Annotated in this window: 23 protein-coding genes and 2 pseudogenes; 12 read left to right on the top strand and 13 right to left on the bottom strand. The window is 68.1% G+C overall.

The genetic code is table 11. From position 1 onward, the window contains the following. Positions 1–451: 451 nt before the first annotated feature. The 3 genes and pseudogenes from OG286_RS00430 to OG286_RS00420 form a co-directional block, all read right to left on the bottom strand. Entirely contained in the window at positions 452–1,465 is a 1,014-nt protein-coding gene (locus OG286_RS00430; protein WP_396326025.1) for a terpene synthase family protein, read from the bottom strand. 365 nt (positions 1,466–1,830) lie between these two features. Continuing rightward, positions 1,831–2,874: pseudogene (locus OG286_RS00425) on the bottom strand (IS3 family transposase). 55 nt (positions 2,875–2,929) lie between these two features. Continuing rightward, positions 2,930–5,833, bottom strand: coding sequence for an NACHT domain-containing protein (locus OG286_RS00420; RefSeq protein WP_396326026.1), 2,904 nt, complete (start codon positions 5,831–5,833; stop codon positions 2,930–2,932). 229 nt (positions 5,834–6,062) lie between these two features. On the opposite strand from OG286_RS00420, the gene OG286_RS00415 reads away from it, so the two are divergent. Further along, positions 6,063–6,416 (top strand): hypothetical protein, encoded by a 354-nt coding sequence (locus OG286_RS00415; protein WP_405364567.1) that lies wholly within the window; start codon positions 6,063–6,065, stop codon positions 6,414–6,416. 78 nt (positions 6,417–6,494) lie between these two features. Here OG286_RS00415 and OG286_RS00410 read toward each other — a convergent pair whose 3' ends face one another. Then, positions 6,495–7,349: an IS5 family transposase gene (locus tag OG286_RS00410; RefSeq protein ID WP_396326028.1), complete on the bottom strand. Its 855-nt coding sequence runs from the start codon at positions 7,347–7,349 to the stop codon at positions 6,495–6,497. A 474-nt stretch (positions 7,350–7,823) separates the two neighbouring features. Further along, positions 7,824–8,024, bottom strand: coding sequence for a hypothetical protein (locus tag OG286_RS00405; protein WP_063352310.1), 201 nt, complete (start codon positions 8,022–8,024; stop codon positions 7,824–7,826). Here OG286_RS00405 and OG286_RS00400 point away from each other — a divergent pair. From OG286_RS00400 to OG286_RS00390, 3 genes and pseudogenes are all read left to right on the top strand, one after another. After that, on the top strand, positions 8,023–8,937 hold the full coding sequence (locus tag OG286_RS00400; RefSeq protein ID WP_266272448.1) for a hypothetical protein: 915 nt from the start codon (positions 8,023–8,025) through the stop codon (positions 8,935–8,937). The two genes, OG286_RS00405 and OG286_RS00400, sit on opposite strands and share 2 nt — an antisense overlap. Before the next feature lie 112 nt (positions 8,938–9,049). After that, complete coding sequence (locus OG286_RS00395) at positions 9,050–9,688, top strand: DUF6461 domain-containing protein (RefSeq protein WP_396326029.1); 639 nt, start codon at positions 9,050–9,052, stop codon at positions 9,686–9,688. A 165-nt stretch (positions 9,689–9,853) separates the two neighbouring features. Then, positions 9,854–10,111, top strand: a pseudogene (locus tag OG286_RS00390) (transposase family protein); the annotation flags it as partial. A 66-nt stretch (positions 10,112–10,177) separates the two neighbouring features. On the opposite strand, the gene OG286_RS00385 reads toward OG286_RS00390, so the two are convergent. From OG286_RS00385 to OG286_RS00375, 3 genes are all read right to left on the bottom strand, one after another. After that, entirely contained in the window at positions 10,178–10,348 is a 171-nt protein-coding gene (locus OG286_RS00385; protein ID WP_396326030.1) for a hypothetical protein, read from the bottom strand. Continuing rightward, entirely contained in the window at positions 10,348–10,716 is a 369-nt protein-coding gene (locus OG286_RS00380) for a hypothetical protein (RefSeq protein WP_396326031.1), read from the bottom strand. Before OG286_RS00380 ends, OG286_RS00385 begins: the two co-directional genes overlap by 1 nt. 193 nt (positions 10,717–10,909) lie before the next feature. Continuing rightward, positions 10,910–11,251 carry an ArsR/SmtB family transcription factor gene (locus OG286_RS00375; RefSeq protein ID WP_396326032.1) on the bottom strand — a complete coding sequence of 114 codons (342 nt, stop codon included), beginning with the start codon at positions 11,249–11,251 and terminating at the stop codon, positions 10,910–10,912. Between the two features lie 102 nt (positions 11,252–11,353). Between OG286_RS00375 and OG286_RS00370 the strand changes: the two genes are divergently transcribed. Then, positions 11,354–11,764 (top strand): tautomerase family protein, encoded by a 411-nt coding sequence (locus OG286_RS00370; RefSeq protein WP_396326033.1) that lies wholly within the window; start codon positions 11,354–11,356, stop codon positions 11,762–11,764. Positions 11,765–11,957: 193 nt separating this feature from the next. Here OG286_RS00370 and OG286_RS00365 read toward each other — a convergent pair whose 3' ends face one another. Next, positions 11,958–12,755, bottom strand: coding sequence for a DUF4232 domain-containing protein (locus tag OG286_RS00365; protein ID WP_396326034.1), 798 nt, complete (start codon positions 12,753–12,755; stop codon positions 11,958–11,960). 771 nt (positions 12,756–13,526) lie between these two features. On the opposite strand from OG286_RS00365, the gene OG286_RS00360 reads away from it, so the two are divergent. The 6 genes from OG286_RS00360 (at position 13,527) to rpsB (ending at position 17,149) form a co-directional block, all read left to right on the top strand. Next, on the top strand, positions 13,527–14,129 hold the full coding sequence (locus tag OG286_RS00360) for an RNA polymerase sigma factor (protein ID WP_396326035.1): 603 nt from the start codon (positions 13,527–13,529) through the stop codon (positions 14,127–14,129). Between the two features lie 5 nt (positions 14,130–14,134). Further along, positions 14,135–14,854 (top strand): hypothetical protein, encoded by a 720-nt coding sequence (locus OG286_RS00355; RefSeq protein ID WP_396326036.1) that lies wholly within the window; start codon positions 14,135–14,137, stop codon positions 14,852–14,854. Positions 14,855–14,921: 67 nt separating this feature from the next. Beyond that, positions 14,922–15,083: a hypothetical protein gene (locus OG286_RS00350; RefSeq protein WP_396326037.1), complete on the top strand. Its 162-nt coding sequence runs from the start codon at positions 14,922–14,924 to the stop codon at positions 15,081–15,083. Between the two features lie 42 nt (positions 15,084–15,125). After that, a complete protein-coding gene (locus tag OG286_RS00345) occupies positions 15,126–15,281 on the top strand; it encodes a hypothetical protein (RefSeq protein WP_405366095.1) in 156 nt (51 codons plus the stop codon). Positions 15,282–15,379: 98 nt separating this feature from the next. Then, positions 15,380–15,817: a DUF6313 family protein gene (locus OG286_RS00340; protein ID WP_396326038.1), complete on the top strand. Its 438-nt coding sequence runs from the start codon at positions 15,380–15,382 to the stop codon at positions 15,815–15,817. Positions 15,818–16,276: 459 nt separating this feature from the next. After that, positions 16,277–17,149: a 30S ribosomal protein S2 gene (gene rpsB, locus OG286_RS00335; protein WP_405364565.1), complete on the top strand. Its 873-nt coding sequence runs from the start codon at positions 16,277–16,279 to the stop codon at positions 17,147–17,149. 330 nt (positions 17,150–17,479) lie between these two features. Here the strand turns inward: rpsB and OG286_RS00330 are convergent, their stop codons facing one another. The 3 genes from OG286_RS00330 to OG286_RS00320 all read right to left on the bottom strand — a co-directional run bounded on the left by OG286_RS00330 (position 17,480) and on the right by OG286_RS00320 (position 19,246). After that, positions 17,480–17,917, bottom strand: a complete 438-nt coding sequence (locus OG286_RS00330) for a DUF4259 domain-containing protein (protein ID WP_396326042.1) — start codon at positions 17,915–17,917, stop codon at positions 17,480–17,482. Between the two features lie 296 nt (positions 17,918–18,213). Then, complete coding sequence (locus OG286_RS00325; protein WP_396326043.1) at positions 18,214–18,819, bottom strand: integrase; 606 nt, start codon at positions 18,817–18,819, stop codon at positions 18,214–18,216. Between the two features lie 82 nt (positions 18,820–18,901). Beyond that, positions 18,902–19,246 carry a hypothetical protein gene (locus tag OG286_RS00320; RefSeq protein ID WP_396326044.1) on the bottom strand — a complete coding sequence of 115 codons (345 nt, stop codon included), beginning with the start codon at positions 19,244–19,246 and terminating at the stop codon, positions 18,902–18,904. A gap of 78 nt (positions 19,247–19,324) precedes the next feature. Here OG286_RS00320 and OG286_RS00315 point away from each other — a divergent pair, with 78 nt between their 5' ends. Beyond that, positions 19,325–19,861 (top strand): hypothetical protein, encoded by a 537-nt coding sequence (locus OG286_RS00315; RefSeq protein ID WP_396326045.1) that lies wholly within the window; start codon positions 19,325–19,327, stop codon positions 19,859–19,861. A gap of 32 nt (positions 19,862–19,893) precedes the next feature. Here the strand turns inward: OG286_RS00315 and OG286_RS00310 are convergent, their stop codons facing one another. Then, the gene (locus tag OG286_RS00310; RefSeq protein ID WP_405364563.1) at positions 19,894–20,301 is read right to left on the bottom strand and encodes a hypothetical protein; all 408 of its coding nucleotides are present in this window, start codon (positions 20,299–20,301) and stop codon (positions 19,894–19,896) included. Positions 20,302–20,338: the final 37 nt, after the last annotated feature.

Below are 20,338 nucleotides of genomic sequence, written 5' to 3'. Positions count from 1 at the left end.
CCGATTCCCAGCAGGACCAGGGCGACGAACAATACGCCAGCGGGATCCGACCTGGTACGCGACGTCGGAGCTGCCGCCGCCGTCGCCGGAGAACAGCGCGCGCAGCCCCAGGAGGCCGAAGAGGCCGGCCAGGACGAAGAGGGTGATCGCGGCCCCGGTCGTGCCCCCTGGCTCTGGTGGCATCGACAGCAGCTCCCGCGTCGGCGGATCGAGGGGCCGGTCGGCGTCCAACAGGGCGTTCCGTACGGCGACGGTTTCGTCCGCCGCAGTGCACGTAGGACAGGTTGCACTATGGGTGTGCTGCGAGGTACTCGGGGGAGTTCAAGCGGGACGCGCACCGCTGCCCGAAGGGCGCCGTCCGCTCCCAGGCGCGAGCAGCCGGGGGGGCTGGCCTGTTACGTCTCGTGCGGGGACGGCGGACGACGTCGTTGATGCCGTGGGGCCGACTCGGTCAGCCGGCCTGGCGCAGCAGATCGCCGGGGTAGTTCCCTGTCCATTGCTCGGTGATGTCGGCGGTGGCGTAGCGGCGGACTGAAGCGTGCCAAGCGAGTTGTCCGCGTAGGTTCAGGGCGATGTTCTCGGAGTAGTCGAGGGCGGCTGTGCGGACGTCGGGGGGCAGCTGCTGGTGCCCGAGTTCTGTGGGGAGGTGTTCGAGGATGCGGCTGACCACTTGGGCGTGTTCGGTGACCTGGTCGGCGACTTGGTCCACTGCTTCCTGCAAGGAGCAGCTTTGTGCCTGCATGGTGAGTGAGACGGCGTTGTAGGGGTAGCCGGTGATGCTTTCCCGCTCGACGGAGAACACGTCGTTGACCAGGGCGATGTGCAGTGATCCTGCCTGGCGGAGAGTGCTCATCGTCTGGCAGTTGCGTACGCTGTCGGGGAGGTAGAGCGGCAGGCGCAGTTCGTCGAGGTCCCACAGCCATGGCATGCCGACCGAGTACATCCGCCACCCGAGGTACTCGGTGAGTTCCGGTATTCGGCCGGCGGCCTTGAGCTTTGCTTCCAGGGCGTAGGAGCGCAAGAACGCCTCGAAGTCGGCGACGAAGGCGCGCTGCCAGCTCGCTGGCCGGCCCGTGCGCGTCTCCTTCCACAGTTCGTGCAGGGCGTCGGCGACCGGGGACTGCGGCGCGGGAACGTCGTGCAGGATCCCGCACAGCTCCTCGATGCACCTCGCACGGGACCCCGGCTGCTCGTCCGAGTCGTCTTCGTCGAGCTGGTCATCGATGCGGAACGTGAGGGCCAGCCACTTCAGCCCCAGTGACAGCATGCTGAGTCCGGCTCGCGGCCATACGTAGGCGCCCGACAGGTCGGCCCCGGTATTGAGCATGCGGGCGCGGGCCTTGGGTGTCGCCGCCAGCCCGCGGAGATCGATCCACTCCCACATGATCTTGGAAGCTTCCTGCATGTGAGGGTTGCGTTCCAGTGGGAATGGAGCATGGAAGTCTGGCATACGGATTTCTGTCACGGCCCGCCCCTGTGTCTTCGTGTCGTGCCTGGGGGCCTGCCAGCTCCCCGGACTGATCAAGATCACCAGCATATGGTGGGCACGCGAACACGGTGCCCAAGTGGGCAGGTCTGTCCCACCCCCGAGCAGGGGGTGGGGAATTTCAAGGCTCTGGCCGGAGTTCCGTGAAATCCCAGGTCAGTGGCATGCATGCAGGATCGTTTCCCTGCGGGATGACCTGCGCGTGGTCCTCCCTTCGATCGAAGATGTGTTGTTTCCCGGAGTCGATGTTGAACTGGAGCGGCTGACAGCCGGGCCAGAGGTCCTGCTGACGGAGCTGGCCGCGTGCCGGAACCTGTCAAAGTGATCAAGGCAGGTGATTCTGCCTAACTTTGGGCCTGCAACTCCTTCGCGGCGGTCTCGTCGTCGGTGGGTCTGTTGATCCAGGCCTGTTCGGGTATCGCGGGCGGCTCGGGGAACTTGCGCACGAAGCGTGCGGGGTGCTGGTTGTAGGCGTCGGCGAGGACCTTGGCCCGAAGGTCGCGCACCAGATCGGCCTCGTCGTGGTGGACGTCGTAGGGCGTGTGGTAGCCGATGCCGCTGTGTCGGTGCTCGAAGTGGTACCAGTCGAAGAAGTCCGCGCACTACTGCCGGGCGTGCGGCAGCGAGCCGAACCGGTCCGGGTAGTCGAACCGGTACTTGATCGTCTTGTACTGGGCCTCCGAGTAAGGATTGTCGTTCGAGATCTTCGGTCTCGAGTGCGACCTGGTGACACCGAGATCGGCCATCAGGACGGCGACCGACTTGGCGGTCTGGATCGCTCCCCGGTCCGAATGGATCGTCAACTGGTCGCGGTCGACGCGCTGTTTGGCGACGGTGTCCTCGATGAAGTACCTCGCGAGTTCCTCGCTCTCGCACGTGGTGACCATCCAGCCCACGGTGTAGCGGGAGTAGATGTCGATCATCGTGTAGAGGGAGTAGAAGACCCGCTTGTGCGGGCCTCGCAGCTTGGTGACGTCCCAGGACCAGACCCGGTTGGGGGCATCGGCCATCAACTCGGGTTTCTTGCGGGGCGGGTGGGTGGCCTGCCGGCGCCGTTCACGGACCTCGCCGCGCTTGCGCAGGATCCGGTACATCGTGGATTCCGAGCACAGGTAGACGCCCTCGTCGAGCAGCGTCGCGTAGACCTCGGCGGGTGCCGTGTCCTTGAACCGCTCGCCGTTGAGCTTGGCCACGGCCTTCTCGCGCTCGGCGGGCGTGAGTGCCTTCGGATGCGGCCGGTGCTCCCGGACCGGCTTCGGTGGGGGCGGGGACTTGCGGTGGTGGCGGTACCAGGTCGCCCGGTTGACGCCCAGCGCCGCGCAGGCCTTCACGCGTCCGACCACGCCCGAGAGCTTCTCCAGGGCCGCGGTCCGGGCGTCCTCGAACACCGTGCCCGCGGTGCCCAGCAGGGCGGCCTGCGGTGTGCCCCGGCGTCCTGCCCTGCTACCAGCCGTCGGTCTCCTCGGCAGCGGCGTTGGCCTCGGCGATGCTGTGCAGGAGCTCGGGGCCGACGGGCTGCCGGTTCTGGGCGGATTTGAAGGAGTATCCGAGCGTGGCCTCGATCGCCCAGTGCGAGGACGGCGAGTTCTGGAGCGCGAACTCAAGGGCCTGCGCGATGTCCTCGCGGCCGAGTGCCTGCAGGAGCGGTTCGGGCCGGTCGGGGGAGCGGCGGCTGGGCACGGCCGTGTCAGGGGCAGCGCCAAGGAGCTTGAACCGGCTGTCGCCCAGCGCCTTGAGGCCGGTGTGCAGGAGCTGGCGATCCTCCGGGTGCAGGTCATACGGCTCCACGAGCGCTTCGAGGTGCGCGGCCACCTCGGTCATGCCGGCCTCTTCGCTGGCTGTCGTGCGGGCATCGAGCCAGGCCTCCACGGCCTCTACCTCGTTCGGGGACAGCGCCAGGTGCCGGTAGGCGTTGTCGATGTTCACCCGCTGGCCGGGGTCGGGGGAGCTGCGGCGCATCCCCAGGAGCACGAGCGCCGCGGCGGCGCGCTGCGCCGCGCCGGCCGAGGCGGCCGCTTGAAGGCGGTCGAAGACGGACTTGCGATGCGGGGGGCGGGCGAGGCGGACGAAGGCGGCGGCGAGGCCGATGCGGTTGATGACGGGCGGGTGGTCGAGCGTGGTGAACAGGCACTGGATCAGGCCCCGTTCGAAGCGGGGGCGGTTGCGGGCGAGGTTGTCGTCGAGGATTTCGGCGGCGAGGGACGGGGCGGTGGGGAAGCGGCCGTTCAGCCGGTGGGGATCGGTGTCGAGCTGCTTGAGCAGCGTGAGGAGACCCCGCTCGAAGCGCTCCGAGGCGAGCAGGAGGTGGCCGGCGGCGAGGAGCCAGGTGTTGCGCCAGTGCGGGTGGTGGGCGATCTGGCGCAATCGGGACATGACCTGGGTGTCGTCGCCTTCGGTGATGGCGCGGGCGGCCATCAGTTCCTGCAGGGTGCGGATGTCGAAGCCGACGCCGCCGTCGCGGGGGGCCAGCAGGACCAGACGTTGGGTGGCGGCCCGGACGAGTTCGGTGGCGTCGCGGTCCGCCTGGGCGGGCTCGAAGCCGCGGGAGACGAACTGGTCGACGGCGAGGTCGTGGAGTTCCGCGGGGCTCATGGCGGCCTCGGCGCCGTCGGCCGTCTCCGAGGCCGCCTGCAGGGTGAGGCCGACGTGTTCGTGGAGCCGGTCGATGTGCGTGCGGTGCTGCGACAGGAACCGGGCGATCGGAATGTCCTTGGCGATCTCCCGTTCGAACATCGTCTGGTAGTACAGGTTGAAGAGAGTGAACCGGTCGGGCGGGAGGGTGGGGAACTTCTCCACGATGAACGACATGACCGTCACCTGGAGCGGGGTCTCCATCAGCCGCAGGGTGACCGGGTCGCGTGACGCCTCAAACATCCGGTCGGCGACCTTGGAGCGCATCTCGTCGTCGCTCGTGAACCGCTTGTCGGTGATCTGCCGCGCGAACGCCGCGGCCTGATCGGCCGGCAGCCGCTGCAGAAGGAGGTGACGGAAGGCCTCGGATGAGAAGCGTTCGTCATAGCCGGTCGGCCTGGTGGTGACCACCACGAGAAGGTCCGCATCACGGTCCTCGGCCGTGGTGAGCAGCTCGTCGATCTTGGCGTAGACGACACGGCGGTCCATTTGGGAGGGGACCTCGTCGAGACCATCGAGGATCAGCGCCCACGGCCACGCGGCCAGCCAGTCGCGCAAAGCCTGTGCCGAGACATCGCGGTCGGTGCGCCTGGAGATCTGGTTGGAGATCCACCGCAGCAGGCTCATCTCGGAGCCGGAAGCCAGCTCCTCGGCGTATTTGGCGAGGTCGATCCGGGTCGGCCAACGCCGATTTCCGGGCACCGGCAGGTCCAGGCGGTCCAGGGCCTCCCGTGTGCCCGCCAGGATCTCCTGGGCGCCCGGCCCGGTGTTCGCATCGGTGAGCATCGCCGTGCGATAAACCTGCGCGATGAGCTGGCTCAGGGTGGACTTGCCCTGGCCCGGGCCGCCCACCAGGACGAGGTTCGGGCGCCTGATGCGATCCGGTTCGCTGGGGCGCAGCACCATGTCGCCGAGTTCGAGCACGTGCCGCACTGCCTGGACGGTGGCACCTTCCGGAGCCTCGATGGCAGCCGGCAGGTCGATGGCGATGTCGTCCAGCCACAGCTTCGCGTCGCCCGGCCCGCCGGACTGGCTCAACCGCACCCACCGGTCGGCCTTGAGGGAATGCAGGAGCTCCTCCCGCAGCGGGTCCCGCACCTCCAGCGAGCCGATCTTCACCAGCTCCGGACTGAGCATCGACATCACGTCGCCGACGGTGAGCAGCCCAGGGAAGGCCCAGCGCACGCCCTGATGCGCGTCCAGCATGGACCGGATCTGGTCGGCGTGCCAGATCATGAACCCCTTGACCGCCAAACCGTTGCGCAGCGTTCCCGCCTTCGCCAGCTGCGCGCTCACGGACAAGCTGACCTTGTCGATCCCGCCGACCATGGCGACCGGGGACAGGTCGACGTTGCTCACGAAGATCAGGTAGTCGGGCAAACGCGTCCGGGTGCGGTTCTCGGCAGCCTCGACCCAGTGATCGATCTCCTTCCGGATCTCCTGCTGCAGCCAGATCGCATTGTCGCGCGGAGTCGGCTTCGGCTTGACGTGGAACTTCGCCTGCAACACGGTGTAGCCCGTCCAGACATCCAACGCCGAGGCAACCCCTTCCGACGTCGCGGACCAGTTGATTGTCCCCTCGAACGTCGCCTCCCGCCCACCGTCCGGGCCGTCACCGAAGACCTGCACACCCGGCCCGAGCTCCCGGCGGGCGAGCGCCACCACCATTTGCTCGAACGCGCGAGGGCCGAGGCGATTCAGATCGTAATCGGGCACACCGCGATCCTGTCAGAGCACGCAGACACCCACAGCTCCCTTCCCCCAGCAGACCCAAGGGCCGGCCCGCCAACTCCTACTGGCGCAGGCAAGCCAGGATCGCCCTGGCCGACTGGAGTGCGTGACGGGGGCCGGTCGGCGCGGGCGCTGCGCCGTCCGCGCTCCTTGTGCGCGAGGTGGGTTGCCTGTTCACGCTTCGATACGTCCCGTCATGGGGCATGATCAAAGCGTGAGTTCGTGGCGGACGGTACGCAAGGACGACTTACTGGCCGAGCTGGCAGCCGCGGGGGTCTTCTTCGGTGCCGACCCGGTCGAGGACCCCGGTGCCGGCGAGCTCGCCGACACCGCGCAGGCGCTCGCGGGGGAGTACCGGGCCAGCACCCTCGGCCACGCCGTCCGTCGGGCCGGAGTCCTCCTCGACCAGGCCGCCGCCGAGCTGCGGGCGGCCGACCGCTTCCGCGGCGCCCTCCTCCCGCAGGTCACCCGTCACCTGTGCCGCGCCCAGGCAATCCTGCCGAAGGCCCGCGGATACCTGGAGACGGCGGCCGATGACGAGCACGCGCCGGCCGCGGCGACCCGGTAAACATTCCAGCCGCCAAGCGGGTACCCCCGACCGGCGTTTCTCCATCGTTCAGATGGCTTAGACCGACCGGCAAATGGATCATTTGAGGCGTCGGGTGGTGGGTCGGCCGTCCCAGCGGTAGCGGCTCGTTGCTCGGCGGATCAGCATGCGGAGCGTGACGAGAGTGGCGGCGAGGTAGAGGTAGAAGTCCACGACGGTGCCGCTCTTCTCTGTGCAGCGCCGGAGCTTGCCATAGTCGTTCATCCACGAGTGGGTGCGCTCGATCACCCAGCGCTTGCCGGCCTGGATCGGGGCCGGCAAGCCCTTGCGTGCGATCTCGGCCGTGAATCCCAACTCTGCTATCGCCCGGGACTTGGCACTGTCGTAGCCGCGGTCGAGGTTGACGTTGACGATGTCCGGCATCGCGCCGACCTGTTCCTTGGCCGCTTCCAGGGTGGGGCCGAGCAGGGGCGAGTCGTGCCGGTTGGCCCCTTCGGAGACGATCCCGAGCGGGACACCGAAGGCATCGGAGGCGACCGAGCGCTTCAGTCCCTGCTTGCCCCGGTCGACCGGAGAGCGGCCCGCTTTGTCGCCGCCGGACGGGGCCTTGGTGATGCAGCCGTCCACCGAGATCTCACCCAGGCCGAGACCGATCATCCGGTCATACGCTTCCAGGGCGAGGGCGAGGGCGTGGACCTTCTCGGATATCCCTTGCTCGGACCACTCTTTGACGCGCCGTCGGATTGTGCGGTCGGAGCATCCGGGGGTGGAGATGCGCTCGTAGCCGGAGCCGTGGACCAGAGCGAGCACGATGTGCTCGAAGACCGTCCGGTCGGCGATCCGGCGGCGGTGGCAGCCCAGCGGATGGTTCGCGACGAACACTTCCCGGGCGGGCAAGAGTGCGGCGAACTGGTCCCAGATGGGTTCGAACAGGCAAGATGGCAGCGCGGGCACGGCCGTCCTTCGTGATCACTGAGCGTAGAGAACTCCATGATCACGTGGACCCGTGCCCGTACTGCATCCACCCCGCACATCGCGCGACAGCGACTGCCTATTGCCGGTCGGTCTTAACGTCCACTCACACCATCCGCGTCCACCGGTTCTGTATCTCTGTCTTGTTCTCGCCCCTTGCGCCACCCGGGTGAACCCACTGGGCGCTGCGACCCGTGTGCCCAAGTGACAGCTGGTGCCACTGATGGCACTCGCGCCTTCTTGGGGAGGGAAGTTGATGAAACGTCATGGTCGGCGCCTGGTCGCCCTGGCCGCATCGATGGCGGCCGCGGTCTCGCTCGTCGTCGCCTCGGGTGGCATGTCGGCGGCTCAGTCGGGCACCGGGGCAGCGGGTCTGCCGGGGATCGGGGGGCCGGGAACGGCGGTGAGCGCCGCGGACCGGCAGGACCTGTCGGTGAAGGCCGAGCCGGGTGGGGTTCAGTGCACGGAGGTGGCCGTGGGGTCGGCGCCTGGGAAGGCGGGTGCGGCGGCCGAGTGCGTGCAGGTCACCGACGGCCCGGCGGGTCGTAGGAGTGTTTCCGAGGCCGTCAGCAGCACGCAGGACGGTGCCGGGGCGTGCTCGATCGGCAGCGCGGGGTACTGGTCGTACGAGCGGTTCGGGTCGTGCCTGAAGGACATGACCACGACCTACACGCTGCGCGACGACAAGGGCACCGCCATCGGTTCGGCCCAGCTCAAGATCAACCTGAGCATGTCGCTGAGCGCCACGAGCTCGATGTGGACCGAACTGGTGACGGTCACCATGGTGTCCTCGACCAGCAACGTGCCGAGCCTCAACATCGCGTTCGACGCCAGCTGTACGGCGCCCTGCCAGATGGGCGCGGCCAAGCCCTGGGCGGGCGCCCGTACGCTGACGCCCGGGACGTCGGCGCAGGGTACGGTCCTGTACTCGGACTCGCCCGCCGTCGGGGCTGTCGACTCCCTGGCGAACGATTACCACATGTACGTCACGCAGGACAACACCATCCCCCTGCAGCCGAACGTCAACTGGACCAATCCGCGCAAGGTCCGCTGCGACAACGCCGTCCACGAGCCGGGCAAGGGCTCGCCCGGATGCGTCTACGCCGACGTCCGGCCCGACCTGTCCTACTCCCTGACGGACTACGGTGCGGCGGCCGCGACCTACGCCTTCGCACTGAACTACCTGCCCAACATGCCCAAGCAGTTCACGCGACTGAAGGGCGACAGCGAGCCGAACCGCAAGCGCACCTGCGGCGCGCAGAGCACGGTGCCGTTCGCCCAGCTGGACCCGGTCGCGTTCCCGGAGGACAGCTGCGACGAGTTCCCCTTCGCCGGGACGTACCAGGGCGGCACGAACGGCGGGCTGTGCGCCGAGATCGTCCCCCAACTCACCAACGGCAACTGGACGTTCCGTGAGACAACCGGACACCCGGTCACGTACAAGGAGTCGTGCGTGCGGGGCCACGTCCCGCTCCCGGTCAACAAGGCGGCCGGCGGGAAGTACGGCAGCTTCGTCCAGACGCAGCGCCTGATCGACACCGAGGCGTTCACCGTCTCCTGGACGACCTGACGTCCACGGGTCCCGGCCCGAACGACGCCGTGGCCGCGCCCGGGGGACAGGCCCCCGGGCGCGGCCACGGCGCCCCGACAACGAACGGCCCAGCAGAAAGAGGATCGCGACGATGACCACGCAGGACCCCTGGTGGGCGCACGACATCATCGTGTGCCTGACCTTCGCCCGCCACCGCGGCCCCGCACACGTCCTCGACGCCTACGGGGCAGCCGCCGAACCGGTCCGGGAGCTGACGCTGCAGCAGGCCCGCACCACCCTCCCGATCGCGGAGGGAGGCGTCGTCCTGCGCACCGGTGTCCTCGGGGACGGGGAGTGGGCGTTCTGCCACGAGAGCGGCGAGCCCGAGGGCTTCAAGGAGGCCGTGCTCTCACGCCTGTCGGCAGGCACCGAGGCCGTCCAGCTGTACAGCGTCAACGGCATGACCACCCTCGAACGCTACCGGGGCGGCGTACGGATCGAGTCCTTCGAGGCGGGCTTCCCGTCGACGCTGCGCAGCGGCCCGGACCACCCGCTGTGGGACGCGGTCCAGGTGCTCCCGGACCGCTCCACGGCCACGCAGGCGGCCGAGGGCGTCCAGGCGTACCTGGGCGTCCGCATCGACGGCGACGTCCTGGAAGGCCCCCTGCCCACCGCGTACCTGCCTCCGGAGCGACGGGCGCCACTCTCCTCCCGCGCCCCCGCAGCCCCGGAGGACGCGTCCTCACAGGGGCTCGGCCGCCTCCTCCCAGGGCTTCCCCCGCACCCCTAACCCGCCGGCGCATGACGCCACCGCTCGGGACGCCACCGGCCTCGACCTCCACCCCGCCAGAATGGGGTCTGTACAGCCAAAGGCTCTGTCCCGTAATCGGTGGTGACGAAGGGTGACGTCGGTCGTTGGCATGATGTGCGTGATGCCAACGAGCTTGTGAGCGTGGTGTTTTCGGGGCTGTCGGCCCTCGTCATCGAGGGGGTGGCGGACGAGGGCGAGGTCATCCGGGTGTCGGCGCGGACGCGGGATGATCCGGTGCCGTGCCCGGTGTGTGGGCGGCCGCCGGGGCGGGTGCACGGGTTCCACGGCCGGGTGGTCGCGGATGTCCCGGTGGATGGGCGGCGGGTCGTCGTCTCGGTGCGGGTCCGACGTCTGGTCTGCCCGGTGCTCGGCTGCCCACGGCAGACGTTCCGCGAGCCTGTTCGCGCAGATGCTCGACGGTCTCGCGCACCAGCCGCTGCCGGGTGCTGATCTTCTCCAGCATGTCCCTCATGGGGTCCTCCCGCCGTCGTCGGCCCGCGCGGCGGGCGGGTCGCGCCAGCTCGCAGTGGCGGTGCGGGTCAGCCGGTGGAGCATGACGTCGGTCATCGACCAGTGGACCACCGCCACCGAGCTGGCGGGCAGCGCCTCGTAGTCCCGCGCCAGGCGGCGGTGCAACATCAACGTGCCTCGGCACTGCCCCGGTCGTACGGGGAGAACCACACGCCGCCGGTCAAAGCGCAGCCGGGGCCGACCGCGGGCGCGTCGATCGCCTCGCTGATGATGACGTCCTTGCGCGCGTTGCAGCCGTTCTTGTCCGCGTCGGTCCAGTGCCGGTAGGCGGTGCGCACGTAGCCGGTGCGGTCCTCGTCCGCGACGGTCAGCGCGTCGATCGCCTCATAGAAGGTGGTGCTCACGACGTCGCCGGCCACCCTGCCGGTGCCGGAGTAGGCAGTCGCGTTCGGAGCGCCGAGCGCGCCGAGGAGGAGTGTTGCCGCTGCTCCGATCACGCCTGCGCGTACGGCCGTCCTGGTTCGCTGGGGGCCCATGCTGGGTCGCCTTCCGCTTGAAGATCACTTGTCGTTGATCTTCGTAGCGGGTAGTCGAAGGCCCGCGCAGCGCATCTGCCCAAGGTTCACTCCGGTGAGGGAAATCGTCCTACCGGGCGGCCGCCCGCCAAGTGGACCTACGACGGACCCCCACTCAAGGTCACCTGACCAGCCCCGACGCCCCAATGCGAACCTACGCGGAGCTGCACTCGTCCGTTGCAGGCTCGGCCAGGATCAGATCGAGGAGACCGGGGAACCGCCGGTCGAATTCGGGGCGGCGGAGCCGGTTGAGCCGGCGTGGTCCCTCGTCGCGCTGCTCGATGAGGCCGGCGGCCCGCAGCACGGCGAAGTGGTGGCTGCGCGTCGCCTTGGTCACCGGAAGGTCGAACGTGCCGCAGGCGCGGGTCCAGTCAGGGGTGCCGGCCAACTCCCTGAGGATGGCGCGTCGCACAGGGTCGCCGACCGCGTCGAGCGCGTCCTGGAGCGACACCTCGGTCGGATTGGCGTGGGTGAGGCTGCGGGTGCGGGCGGACACGGTTAATCCTCTGCAGAGTGTTCGGTGATCGTCATACACTGATATGGTCGATGTGCGTCGAACACATACTTTAGCCGGGCCTTCCGGAAAGCGAGCGTTCTCATGCCTCTGGTTCGCATCGACCTGTCCGCCACCCGGCCGCCCGCCATCCGGCGCGCCATCGCGGACGGCGTGCATCAGGCCCTCGTCGACGCCATCGGCATCCCGGCCGGTGACCGCTTCCAGATCGTCACCCCGCACGATCCCGGAGAGCTGATCTTCGACCCGAACTACCTCGACGTGGCCCGCCGAGACGTCGTCTACGTCCAGATCACCCTGGTGGCAGGTCGCCCCCGGGAGCTCAAGCTCGCCCTGTACCGACAGATCACAGCCAATCTGACCGACGTCGGCGTGCGGCCCGAGGACGTGTTCGTCACGCTCATCGAGAACGCCCTCGACAACTGGTCGGTGGGCAACGGCAGGGCGCAACTGGTCGACCTGGGTGCCGTGGCGGGAGCCCGCGCCGAGCCGTGATTCGTCGCATCACGCCTGTCGTGCACGCCGCGGCCGCACGTAGCCGGGGCCTCACTCTGCCTCGCCAGCGGTGACACGAACGAGGACAACTCCCCTCCGCGCTCCTGCGGCTCCCCAGAAGAAGCCCTCGACCGCGCCTGGCACCTCGCCACCTGACCAACACCCCTCCACGAAATTCTGCGAGCAGCACTAGCTAGAAGTCGTCGGCTCCGTTGCGCAGCTCGGGCGTCCAGTAGCCGGTGGCCCAGGCGGCCGGGTCGACGGCGATGCCTTCGGCGCCGGGTGCCTTGACGGTGGACAGGCCGCTGCTGCCGCTCAGGGCGACGGAGAACGCGGTCACGGGCTCGTTGTTCTCGTGGACGCCGTCGTTGGAGAGTTTCACGAGGGCGTAGGCGGGGGCGCCGGCGGTGAGGACGACGGGGGCGGCGGGCTTGCTCTTGGCCACGGCGGGGACGTTCTCGCGGTGGCTTTCGAGGAACCGGATCTGCGGGTACTCGTTGAGCCGGCAGCTGTGGCCGGTGGTGTTCTTCGCGGTCAGGACGATGTGGGTGTAGGGCGGGCCGCTCTGGAGGGTGGCGCTGATGGCGACGTCCTTGACGGTGCACGGCGGCGCGGACGCCGCCGCCGGGTCGGCGGGTGCCTGTGAGGCGCCGGCCGGCGGCGCGGCGGGCGAGCTCTTCCCGGCAACCGCGCCCTGGGCGGCGCTGGTGTTCTTCCCGGTGCCAGCGCCGGCAGCAGTCCCGGTGCCCTGCGCGGTCCCGGTTCCCGCAGCCTGCGAAGTGCTGGTGCTGGGCGCGGCTCCAGCAGTGTCGGTGTTCTGCGCAGTGCCGGGCGCGGGCCGCGCCGTCGAGAAGGTCGGTGCGGGGCCGCTGGCGGCCGGGCCGGTGGCCTTGGCGTCGGTACCGTTCCCGCCGCAGGCGGTGAGGAGGAGAGCGAGTGCGGCGGTGCCAGTCGCGGTCAGGATGGTGGTGCGGCTGCGGTAGGTACGCATGGAAAGTCCCCCGGGTGTTGTCGTGTGCTGACGCCTGGTCTGGTGTCTGGGCAAGACCTTGGCGCGGGGACTGTCCCGGTCACCAGATCTGGCCGCCGATCCGGGACGCCGGAACGCTCTATGGCCTGTGACCTGGGGGAATGCGCGGGCCTGGAACGGTGGAACGGGATGCGCCGCAGCCGTCGCACGCATCCCGGCCAGAGCCGACGGCGCTGGGCGGGGCGTCCGGGCGGGGGTCGGCCCCCGCCCGAGGGAGCGGTGGTCGGATGTTCTGACTCGTCACCGTCAATACGGGAACCCCCCTCCACGGCCACGACCCGGTCCGCGGCGCACGGGCACGCTTCCCCGGGCACCCGCTGCCGCAGTTCGAACGGGCAAAGGGCCGCGTCCAGAAGTTGAAGCCGGGCAGGGGCCGAAGCGCCGGGCAGTGCCGGGTTCTGCTGCATCAGGGCCGGATCGACAGACCATGTGCTCTCTAAACCTCGGAATGTGACCTTCCGTAAGTCTTTACCTTCGAGGCGTGAACGATCCCGGCGTTCGAAGGATTAGATGCTGTCTATCAACACGCTCCGACCACCGACCCCCAACGGAGCGTCATACCGAGCCCCCTGAATCTGTGCGAGTGAGGACCTCTACACCCATGTACGCCCCCATCCCCGCACCTCCACGGCCCGCCAGCCGGCACTGCCGCCCTACCACCGGCCCCGCCCTCGGGGCCGCCTGCTCCCCGCGGCCGCGCGGCAGCGTCCCGGACCCGGCCGGGGAGGCGTGATGAGCGAGCCGCCCTTCACCGACGCCGCCGGCACCGCCCCGCGAGTCGAACTGCCCATAACGTTCCTGGGCTTCCAGGAACTCCACGCCCAGCCCTACTTCGACTACACGCTCACCGTCCTCGGCGACCCGAACCTCGCCCAACGCCTGGTCGACGAGGTCTTCCTCGCCCTCAGCGACCACTGGGACCAGGTACTGACCCAGCCCAACCCGGCCGCCTACGCCTGGGCGGCGCTGCGCCGCACGGTCGAGGCGCAGCGGGCCCAGGACGAGGAGCACCGCCTCCTGATCGAGCGGGTCGTGTTCTCCATCGTGGTGCACCGGGAGGCCGAGCCGCTGATCGCGGACTTCGGCGCCAGCGTCACCGACCTGGAGGTCGGCATCACGGTGGCGACCGCGATCCTGGAGCTGTCGGGCGCGAAGTTCGACGTCATCATCCTGCGCTACCTCAACGGGTTCACCGTCGCGCGTACGGCCCGGGCGATGGGCATCGACGAGACCACCGTCCGCTCGCTCACCTCCCAGGCCAAGGCCAAGCTCGAAGCCCGCCTCGCCCCGCGCCGCCTTCTGCGCCCCGGCCCCACCAAGCACGACCAGGAGTGATCTCGGTGACCCACGATCTCGACCGCCTGCTCAAGGCCGCCGGCCCCGCTCCCGACGCCCGTCCCCGCTACGACCTCGAAGCCGGCCGCCGGTACATCGCCGAGAAGCAGGCCGCCCGCCAGACGGCCTCGGCCACCGCGCCGTCCTGCGCGTGCGTGCCCAAACCCGCCGCTCCGGCCCGGGCGAGCTCCCCGAAGGACCCGCTGCTCGACGACGCCGGCCGGGACCTGAAGGCCCTGGCCAAGCTCGTGATCAACGAGGCGGACGCCTACGAGTGGCTGGACGCTCTGGTGACCCGGTGGGAGCCGCGCGGCGGCCTGGTCTTCGGCTGCCTGCTCGACCTCACCGGCCAGCCCTACGACGCCCAGTGGTGGTGGCAGTTCGCCGCCGGCGCCGGAGACCTCACCGCCGCCTACTGCCTCTACCTCCACCACATCCGCATGGGCGAGCTGCGCGACGCGGAGCACTGGTTCCACCAGGCCGCCCGCCTGGACGACGGCACCTCGGCGCCCCTGCCGCCCGCCCTGCCGGACCTGCCCGGCTACCCGCACCTGGTGCCCCGCCTGGCCCCGCCGCTGCCCGACACCGCCGACCTCCCGAGCCCGGACCACGCACTGCGCGAGGCCATCGACGGCCTGCCCGGCGGCGACGACGAGATGTGCGGGCCGTTCAGCCTGCCCACCGGCGACATCGCCCACCAACTCCAGGAACTGGCCACCCACTGACCCCCGCTCCGGCCCGCGCCCCTCGACGGCGCGGTCCGGGCCCGCCACCCAGACCCGGGAGACCTCCGTGCCCACCCACGACCCCGCCACGCTCGCCCTGGCCACCTCGGCCGCCGGCTACCTCACCACCATCACCGTCCTCGCCCTCACCGCCATCGCCGCGCCCACCCCGCACCGCCGCCGCGCAGCCCGCGACCTCCTCGCCCTGCTCCTCAACCGCAAGCCCTGAAAGCCCCATGACCTGTCAGTACCGACTGGGATGCTGACCGGCATGGACGACGAGGCGCTGATGCGAGGCCGGGTCTACGGGGCCGACCACGACGACCCCGACCCCGGCCCGCAGCCGGGACACGAGTACCGCGAACTCTGCGCCGGCCCGCTCGACGGGCTGCTCCTGTTCTCTGAACTACAGATCAGGATCGTCTGACTCACGGTAGAGCCAGTCCTACTTCGCCCGGAGTTAACACCAGCCTCTTGAGGCGTTTTCGAAGTGCGAAGTACATCCCTCCTGGTTACTATTATGGTATGGCCGTCAAGGAAATGCGAAACTTAACATTCTGGCTGATGGTTATCGGATTACCCATTGCTCTTGTGTGGATTGTCGTAATGATAGCCGCAAGCCAATATCTCGGCTGGGGTGAGGCATATAACACTATGGTGGGAACTGCTTCACCCGTCGGCTCGAAGGAGGCCGCCTGGGCATGGCTCGTTTCCGTAGGGGGATGGTTTCTCGTGCCGGCTTTTGTGGGTGGGATTGCAGGTGCCATGATCGCCTCTCGAATGGAGCGTCGCCGCTCCCGTAGCGCTGATCAAATCATCGGGACAATTATCCATGGCCAGATAACCGGCCGGATCATCCCCAATGGCACGGGAAACGGCGCGATAGCGGACTCGGAAACCAGTCACGGAAGTAGCGCAGGAACTAGCACGGGAAGCTCTGATGGCACGGCGCCACTTGAGTGATCTAAGGAATGAAGGCGACAAGGCTTTTGTTGATGCCTTCAAAGATAGGTTTCACCAGGGCCATGAGGCACTTGCGGACAAGTGCTGGCTAGAGACGGTTGATCACGTTCTATGGCACTGGGATATTCTAAACACGTTACCCCGCTCTGCCGTCGATAGAGAGGCGGAGAATTTTGCTCGACGTTGCCTGAATGGGCGACTTAAGCTCTATTCTGAATGCTGGCAGAATCATAATTTGGGGTGACGAGTTAGGGGTATTGCGGCATGGCTAGAGTGGCTAACAAGCTGACAACAGAGGAAGTCGCGAGAATGCTTCTCGCGGCACCCGAGGAAAGCATCGATATACCCTCGCAATCTGACGTCGACGCAGCGGTACGCTCGATTGTCCAGGAAATAGACGGACGCATCCATAGGGTGCGAGTCGCGGGTGCAAGTGAATCCTCCACGGCTGTCGTCACGATGCGGGAGCTGCTGGAGAGCGGCGTCCACTTCGGTCACCAGACCCGTCGCTGGAACCCGAAGATGAAGCGCTTCATCATCACCGAGCGCAACGGCATCTACATCATCGACCTCCTGCAGTCGCTGAACTACATCGACCGCGCCTTCGAGTTCATCAAGGAGACCGTTGCCCACGGCGGCAGCGTCCTCTTCGTCGGCACGAAGAAGCAGGCCCAGGAGGCCATCGCCGAGCAGGCCACCCGCGTGGGCATGCCCTACGTGAACCAGCGCTGGCTCGGCGGCATGCTGACCAACTTCTCGACCGTCTACAAGCGTCTGCAGCGCCTCAAGGAGCTCGGCGAGCTGGACTTCTCGGACGTGGCCGGCTCCGGCCTGACCAAGAAGGAGCTCCTGGTCCTCCAGCGCGAGCACGACAAGCTGGAGAAGACCCTCGGCGGTATCCGCGACATGCAGCGCGTTCCCAGCGCTGTCTGGATCGTGGACACCAAGAAGGAGCACATCGCGGTCGGCGAGGCCCGGAAGCTCAACATCCCGGTCGTCGCCATCCTCGACACCAACTGTGACCCCGACGAGGTCGACTACAAGATCCCGGGCAACGACGACGCGATCCGCTCCGTCACCCTGCTGACCCGCGTGATCGCCGACGCCGTCGCCGAGGGCCTCAAGTCCCGCGCCGGTGTCGCCAAGGTCGAACCGGGTGCCGACCAGCCGCTGGCCGACTGGGAGAAGGACATCCTCAAGGGCGCCAAGGCCGAGGAGGCCCCCGCCGCCGTTGAAGCCCCAGCCGACGAGGCCCCCGCCGCCGTTGAAGCCCCAGCCGACGAGGCCCCCGCCGCCGTTGAAGCCCCAGCCGACGAGGCCGAGCAGGCTTGATGGCCTGCTCTTGGCGGCCCAGCTGTGTACGTGCCCGGCAGTGTGGATCGGGCGCAACCGCAGCCGCGTACCCCGGTCGGGGCGCTCGGCCGGTTCAACGGGTGGAGCGGGTGTGGGTACGTCAGGGAGTATCGCCGGCCCAGTCCCAGTAGCGCGGATCGGCGGAACGAGGCTCGTAGTGGGCGCGTCCGCCCGCGCCGTACGAGCCGATCTCGGTGAGCAGCGCGGCGCCATCGGCGAGCTGCTTGGCGTCCCAGCCGGTGACGTCCAGGAGTTCTCTGAACTACCCAACTCCATAGCTCTGTTCAGGAGGGTGGGTGGCTCGTCGCATTAAAGATCGAACAGCGGGTCTTCCTGAGGTTCGGGCTCGGGAGCGAGCAGGGTGCGAAGACGCTTGATGGCCTGCCGCCATTTCGGGCCACCGAATGCCTCGTCCCAGAGATCGGCGAGCTCGGACGCCTCGGCGACCACCCGATCGAGTGCCTCGGCAGCAAGCGGTCGAAGATCGCTAGCGAAGATCGGAAGAGCCTCGTCCGGGCCGTAGCTACTGCTGATTGGTTCACCGCCCGGGCACTGCGCGGCGACGAGAGCGGCAGCAGCGACGGCCTCTGCTCCTTCAGGACTCTCAAGGTAGTCCTGGGTCTCGATGGTCCGGATCAGCGTCGTTCGGACCAGGGCCTCGCGCTCATCCTCTGCGGCCTCATCCAGGGCGTCGGCGAAGTCGGCGGCCATGTCATTCTCGAATGGACCGATACCCCAGGTGCCCATGATGATCTCCTCGCGTCATTGTGCAGCGATCATCGCAGCGACCACCGACAGGGGTGCTATTGGCCCGCACAAGGGGGCGAGCAGGCGGTGTCGGTGCCAACTGGGATGCTGGGGCACCATGGACGACGAGGTGCTGATGCGCGGCCGGGTCTACGGGGCCGACCACGACGCGGACTTCGGCCCGCAGCCCGGCCACGAGTACCGCGAACTGTGCGCAGGGCCTGCTCGACGGTCTCCTCCTGTTCTTGGGACTGGTTCCTCTTCTCGCGGTGAGCCAGAAGGGAGAGTCCGCAGTATCACCCCGGTTCAGTCGAAGTCGAGCGGCCAGCCGCTTGATCGAAAGTCGGGATTCCGAGAAATGCAGGGCTCTCTCTCCGTGTGCGGCGCGCGCTGAGCTGAGCAATCTTCTCGTCCGCTGCTGCTAGGCTGACGGACAAGCCGGCAACGTCGCCGAGCCAGCCTTCGCGTTCGGCTTCAGCGATTCGGTCTGCGAGGTTCTGGCTGATCTCCAGCATTCGAGGAAGCTCTCCGTCGTCCACAATAAGCACCGGGCAGCGGATGCACGCGTGTTCATGGGCACAGTCGGTCCCGTATGCCCGCCCGCAACTTCCGAGAGCTAGCTTCCGGCGTGCGAAACTGCCAAGAAATTCATCCCATTCCTCTGGCGTCACAGCCCTGTACTCATCGTTCGGCCTTAGCTGTCGTCGGCGCGCGATAAAGGAGCGGTGGGCTTCAAGAGTATCCTTCGGGTAGATCGCCGCATAACCCATCGTCGTGTTAATGCTGTCGTGGCCGGCGATTACTTGGGCGATGTGCGGAGGTAGCCCGTTGAGGATGGCATCGGTGATGAAGATGTGCCTTGTGTCCGCAGAGGCCGTGTTCGCATGTCTCCGTGTAGCCATTGGACAGGTTGGCTGCCGACGCCGCGTTTGCAACGTTGAGATCGGCGCGTGTTGCTTTCCAGGGGGGCCGTTGTGACGCAGTTCACTGCGCCGCTGGTCCGTCGGCACTGCTGAATCCCTGGGACTGGTCGAGCCTGAAGGGGGATCCGGGTTTCTCGGGTGTCCAGCCCTTGGCTCGGGCTTTGCGGATCGAGGCGGCGACATCCGAGGGCAGGATGGCTCGAGCGGAGATTCCGAACCAGTTGCTCGGATGCGGCTGGTTCGTCGTGACCACCAACGTGGTGCCTGACGTCCCGTCCTGCTCGACCGCGTAGGCCAGCGGGCGCCAGACCAGGCCGCGGGTGTAGGTCACCCGTCCGCGGACCCTCCATCGGTAGGTGACACCGTCGACGGTGATGCGCCGCGAGCCCCTCCTGACCAGCGCCATGACCTCCGCCTCCCGCCTCTCCCGGCTGAACAGTATTCAATGTCGGGCTTCACGAGCGCCCTCTATGGTGTGGGAGTTATGCGACTGATCGAGATGGAGATAGCCCGGCAGGACTGGGAGGGCATGCAGTGCGGGTGCGGCGGCTCGGCAGAGCACCTGGCCCGGGATCTGCTGCAGCTTGCCGGTAGAGGATCCCGGCAGGAGCCGAGCCATGTCAGCCTCGAAGAGCATGTCTGGTCCCCGGCGGTCCTCTGGGAGCCAGCTCCTGCAGTGACGTCGGTTGCCCTGGCAGCCATTGCGGACGACGTTGCACCAGCAGCGCGCGAGTGGTTCCTCGACCTCCTGCAGCACATGGTGGCAGGCGAGGGCACGGATTTTGCGACCGCCCAACGAGGACTCGATCTTCCGGAACTGTGCAGAGACCTTGCCGTGCAAGGTCTCTGGCTGCTCTATGAGGAGGTGATGTCGAATCGGTCCCTCCGGACTGCTGGTACCGCCTTTGAGATCCTCACGGTGGTGGAGCCCGACAGGGTTCGCCTGCAACGTGTCCGGGAGGTTGCGGCCGACTGGTTGCCCGTGTGCTGCCGGACCGGCCTGTGCGACGACGACTACTGAAGCCGCGTCTTCGACCGCTGCCTCAGCCTGCCTCAACTGCAGGTCCCGATCACCGTGGCCCGCGGCGCGGGAAGGCGGCTCACCCGGCTTGTCCCGGCGGCCGACTCGCGGAGCCGGGCGATCTCCTCGTGCTGGGCAGCGAGTCGGGACAGAGCCTGGGTCCGGAAGTCCGCGAGCTCGTCGATCGCCTGTTCTGACTTGGCCAGCCGTTCCTTGAGTTTGGTGATCTCCGCCCTGAGGCGCTCGATCTGGGCTTCGCGGGGGTCGGGGATATGCCCTGCTTCCTGAAGATTCTGCAGGCGGCGCTCGAACTCCTCCCGGAGATGGACGTAAGGGCGGGTTCCGTAGAAGGCGGTGCGGTCGACGGCGGCCTCGCGGGCGAGGGTCTTGATGTCGCAGGTGCCGCCGGGCTGGATCTCTCCGCGCAGGAGGCGGTCCATGGCAGCCCGGATGCGGTTCTCGTTCTCTGTCCGTTGT

Origin of the sequence: Kitasatospora sp. NBC_00039, from assembly GCF_045160625.1 — a bacterium.
Lineage (GTDB): Bacteria > Actinomycetota > Actinomycetes > Streptomycetales > Streptomycetaceae > Kitasatospora.
The sequence above is the reverse complement of the archived record's forward strand: the minus strand, read 5'-3'. Positions and strand labels throughout refer to the sequence as shown.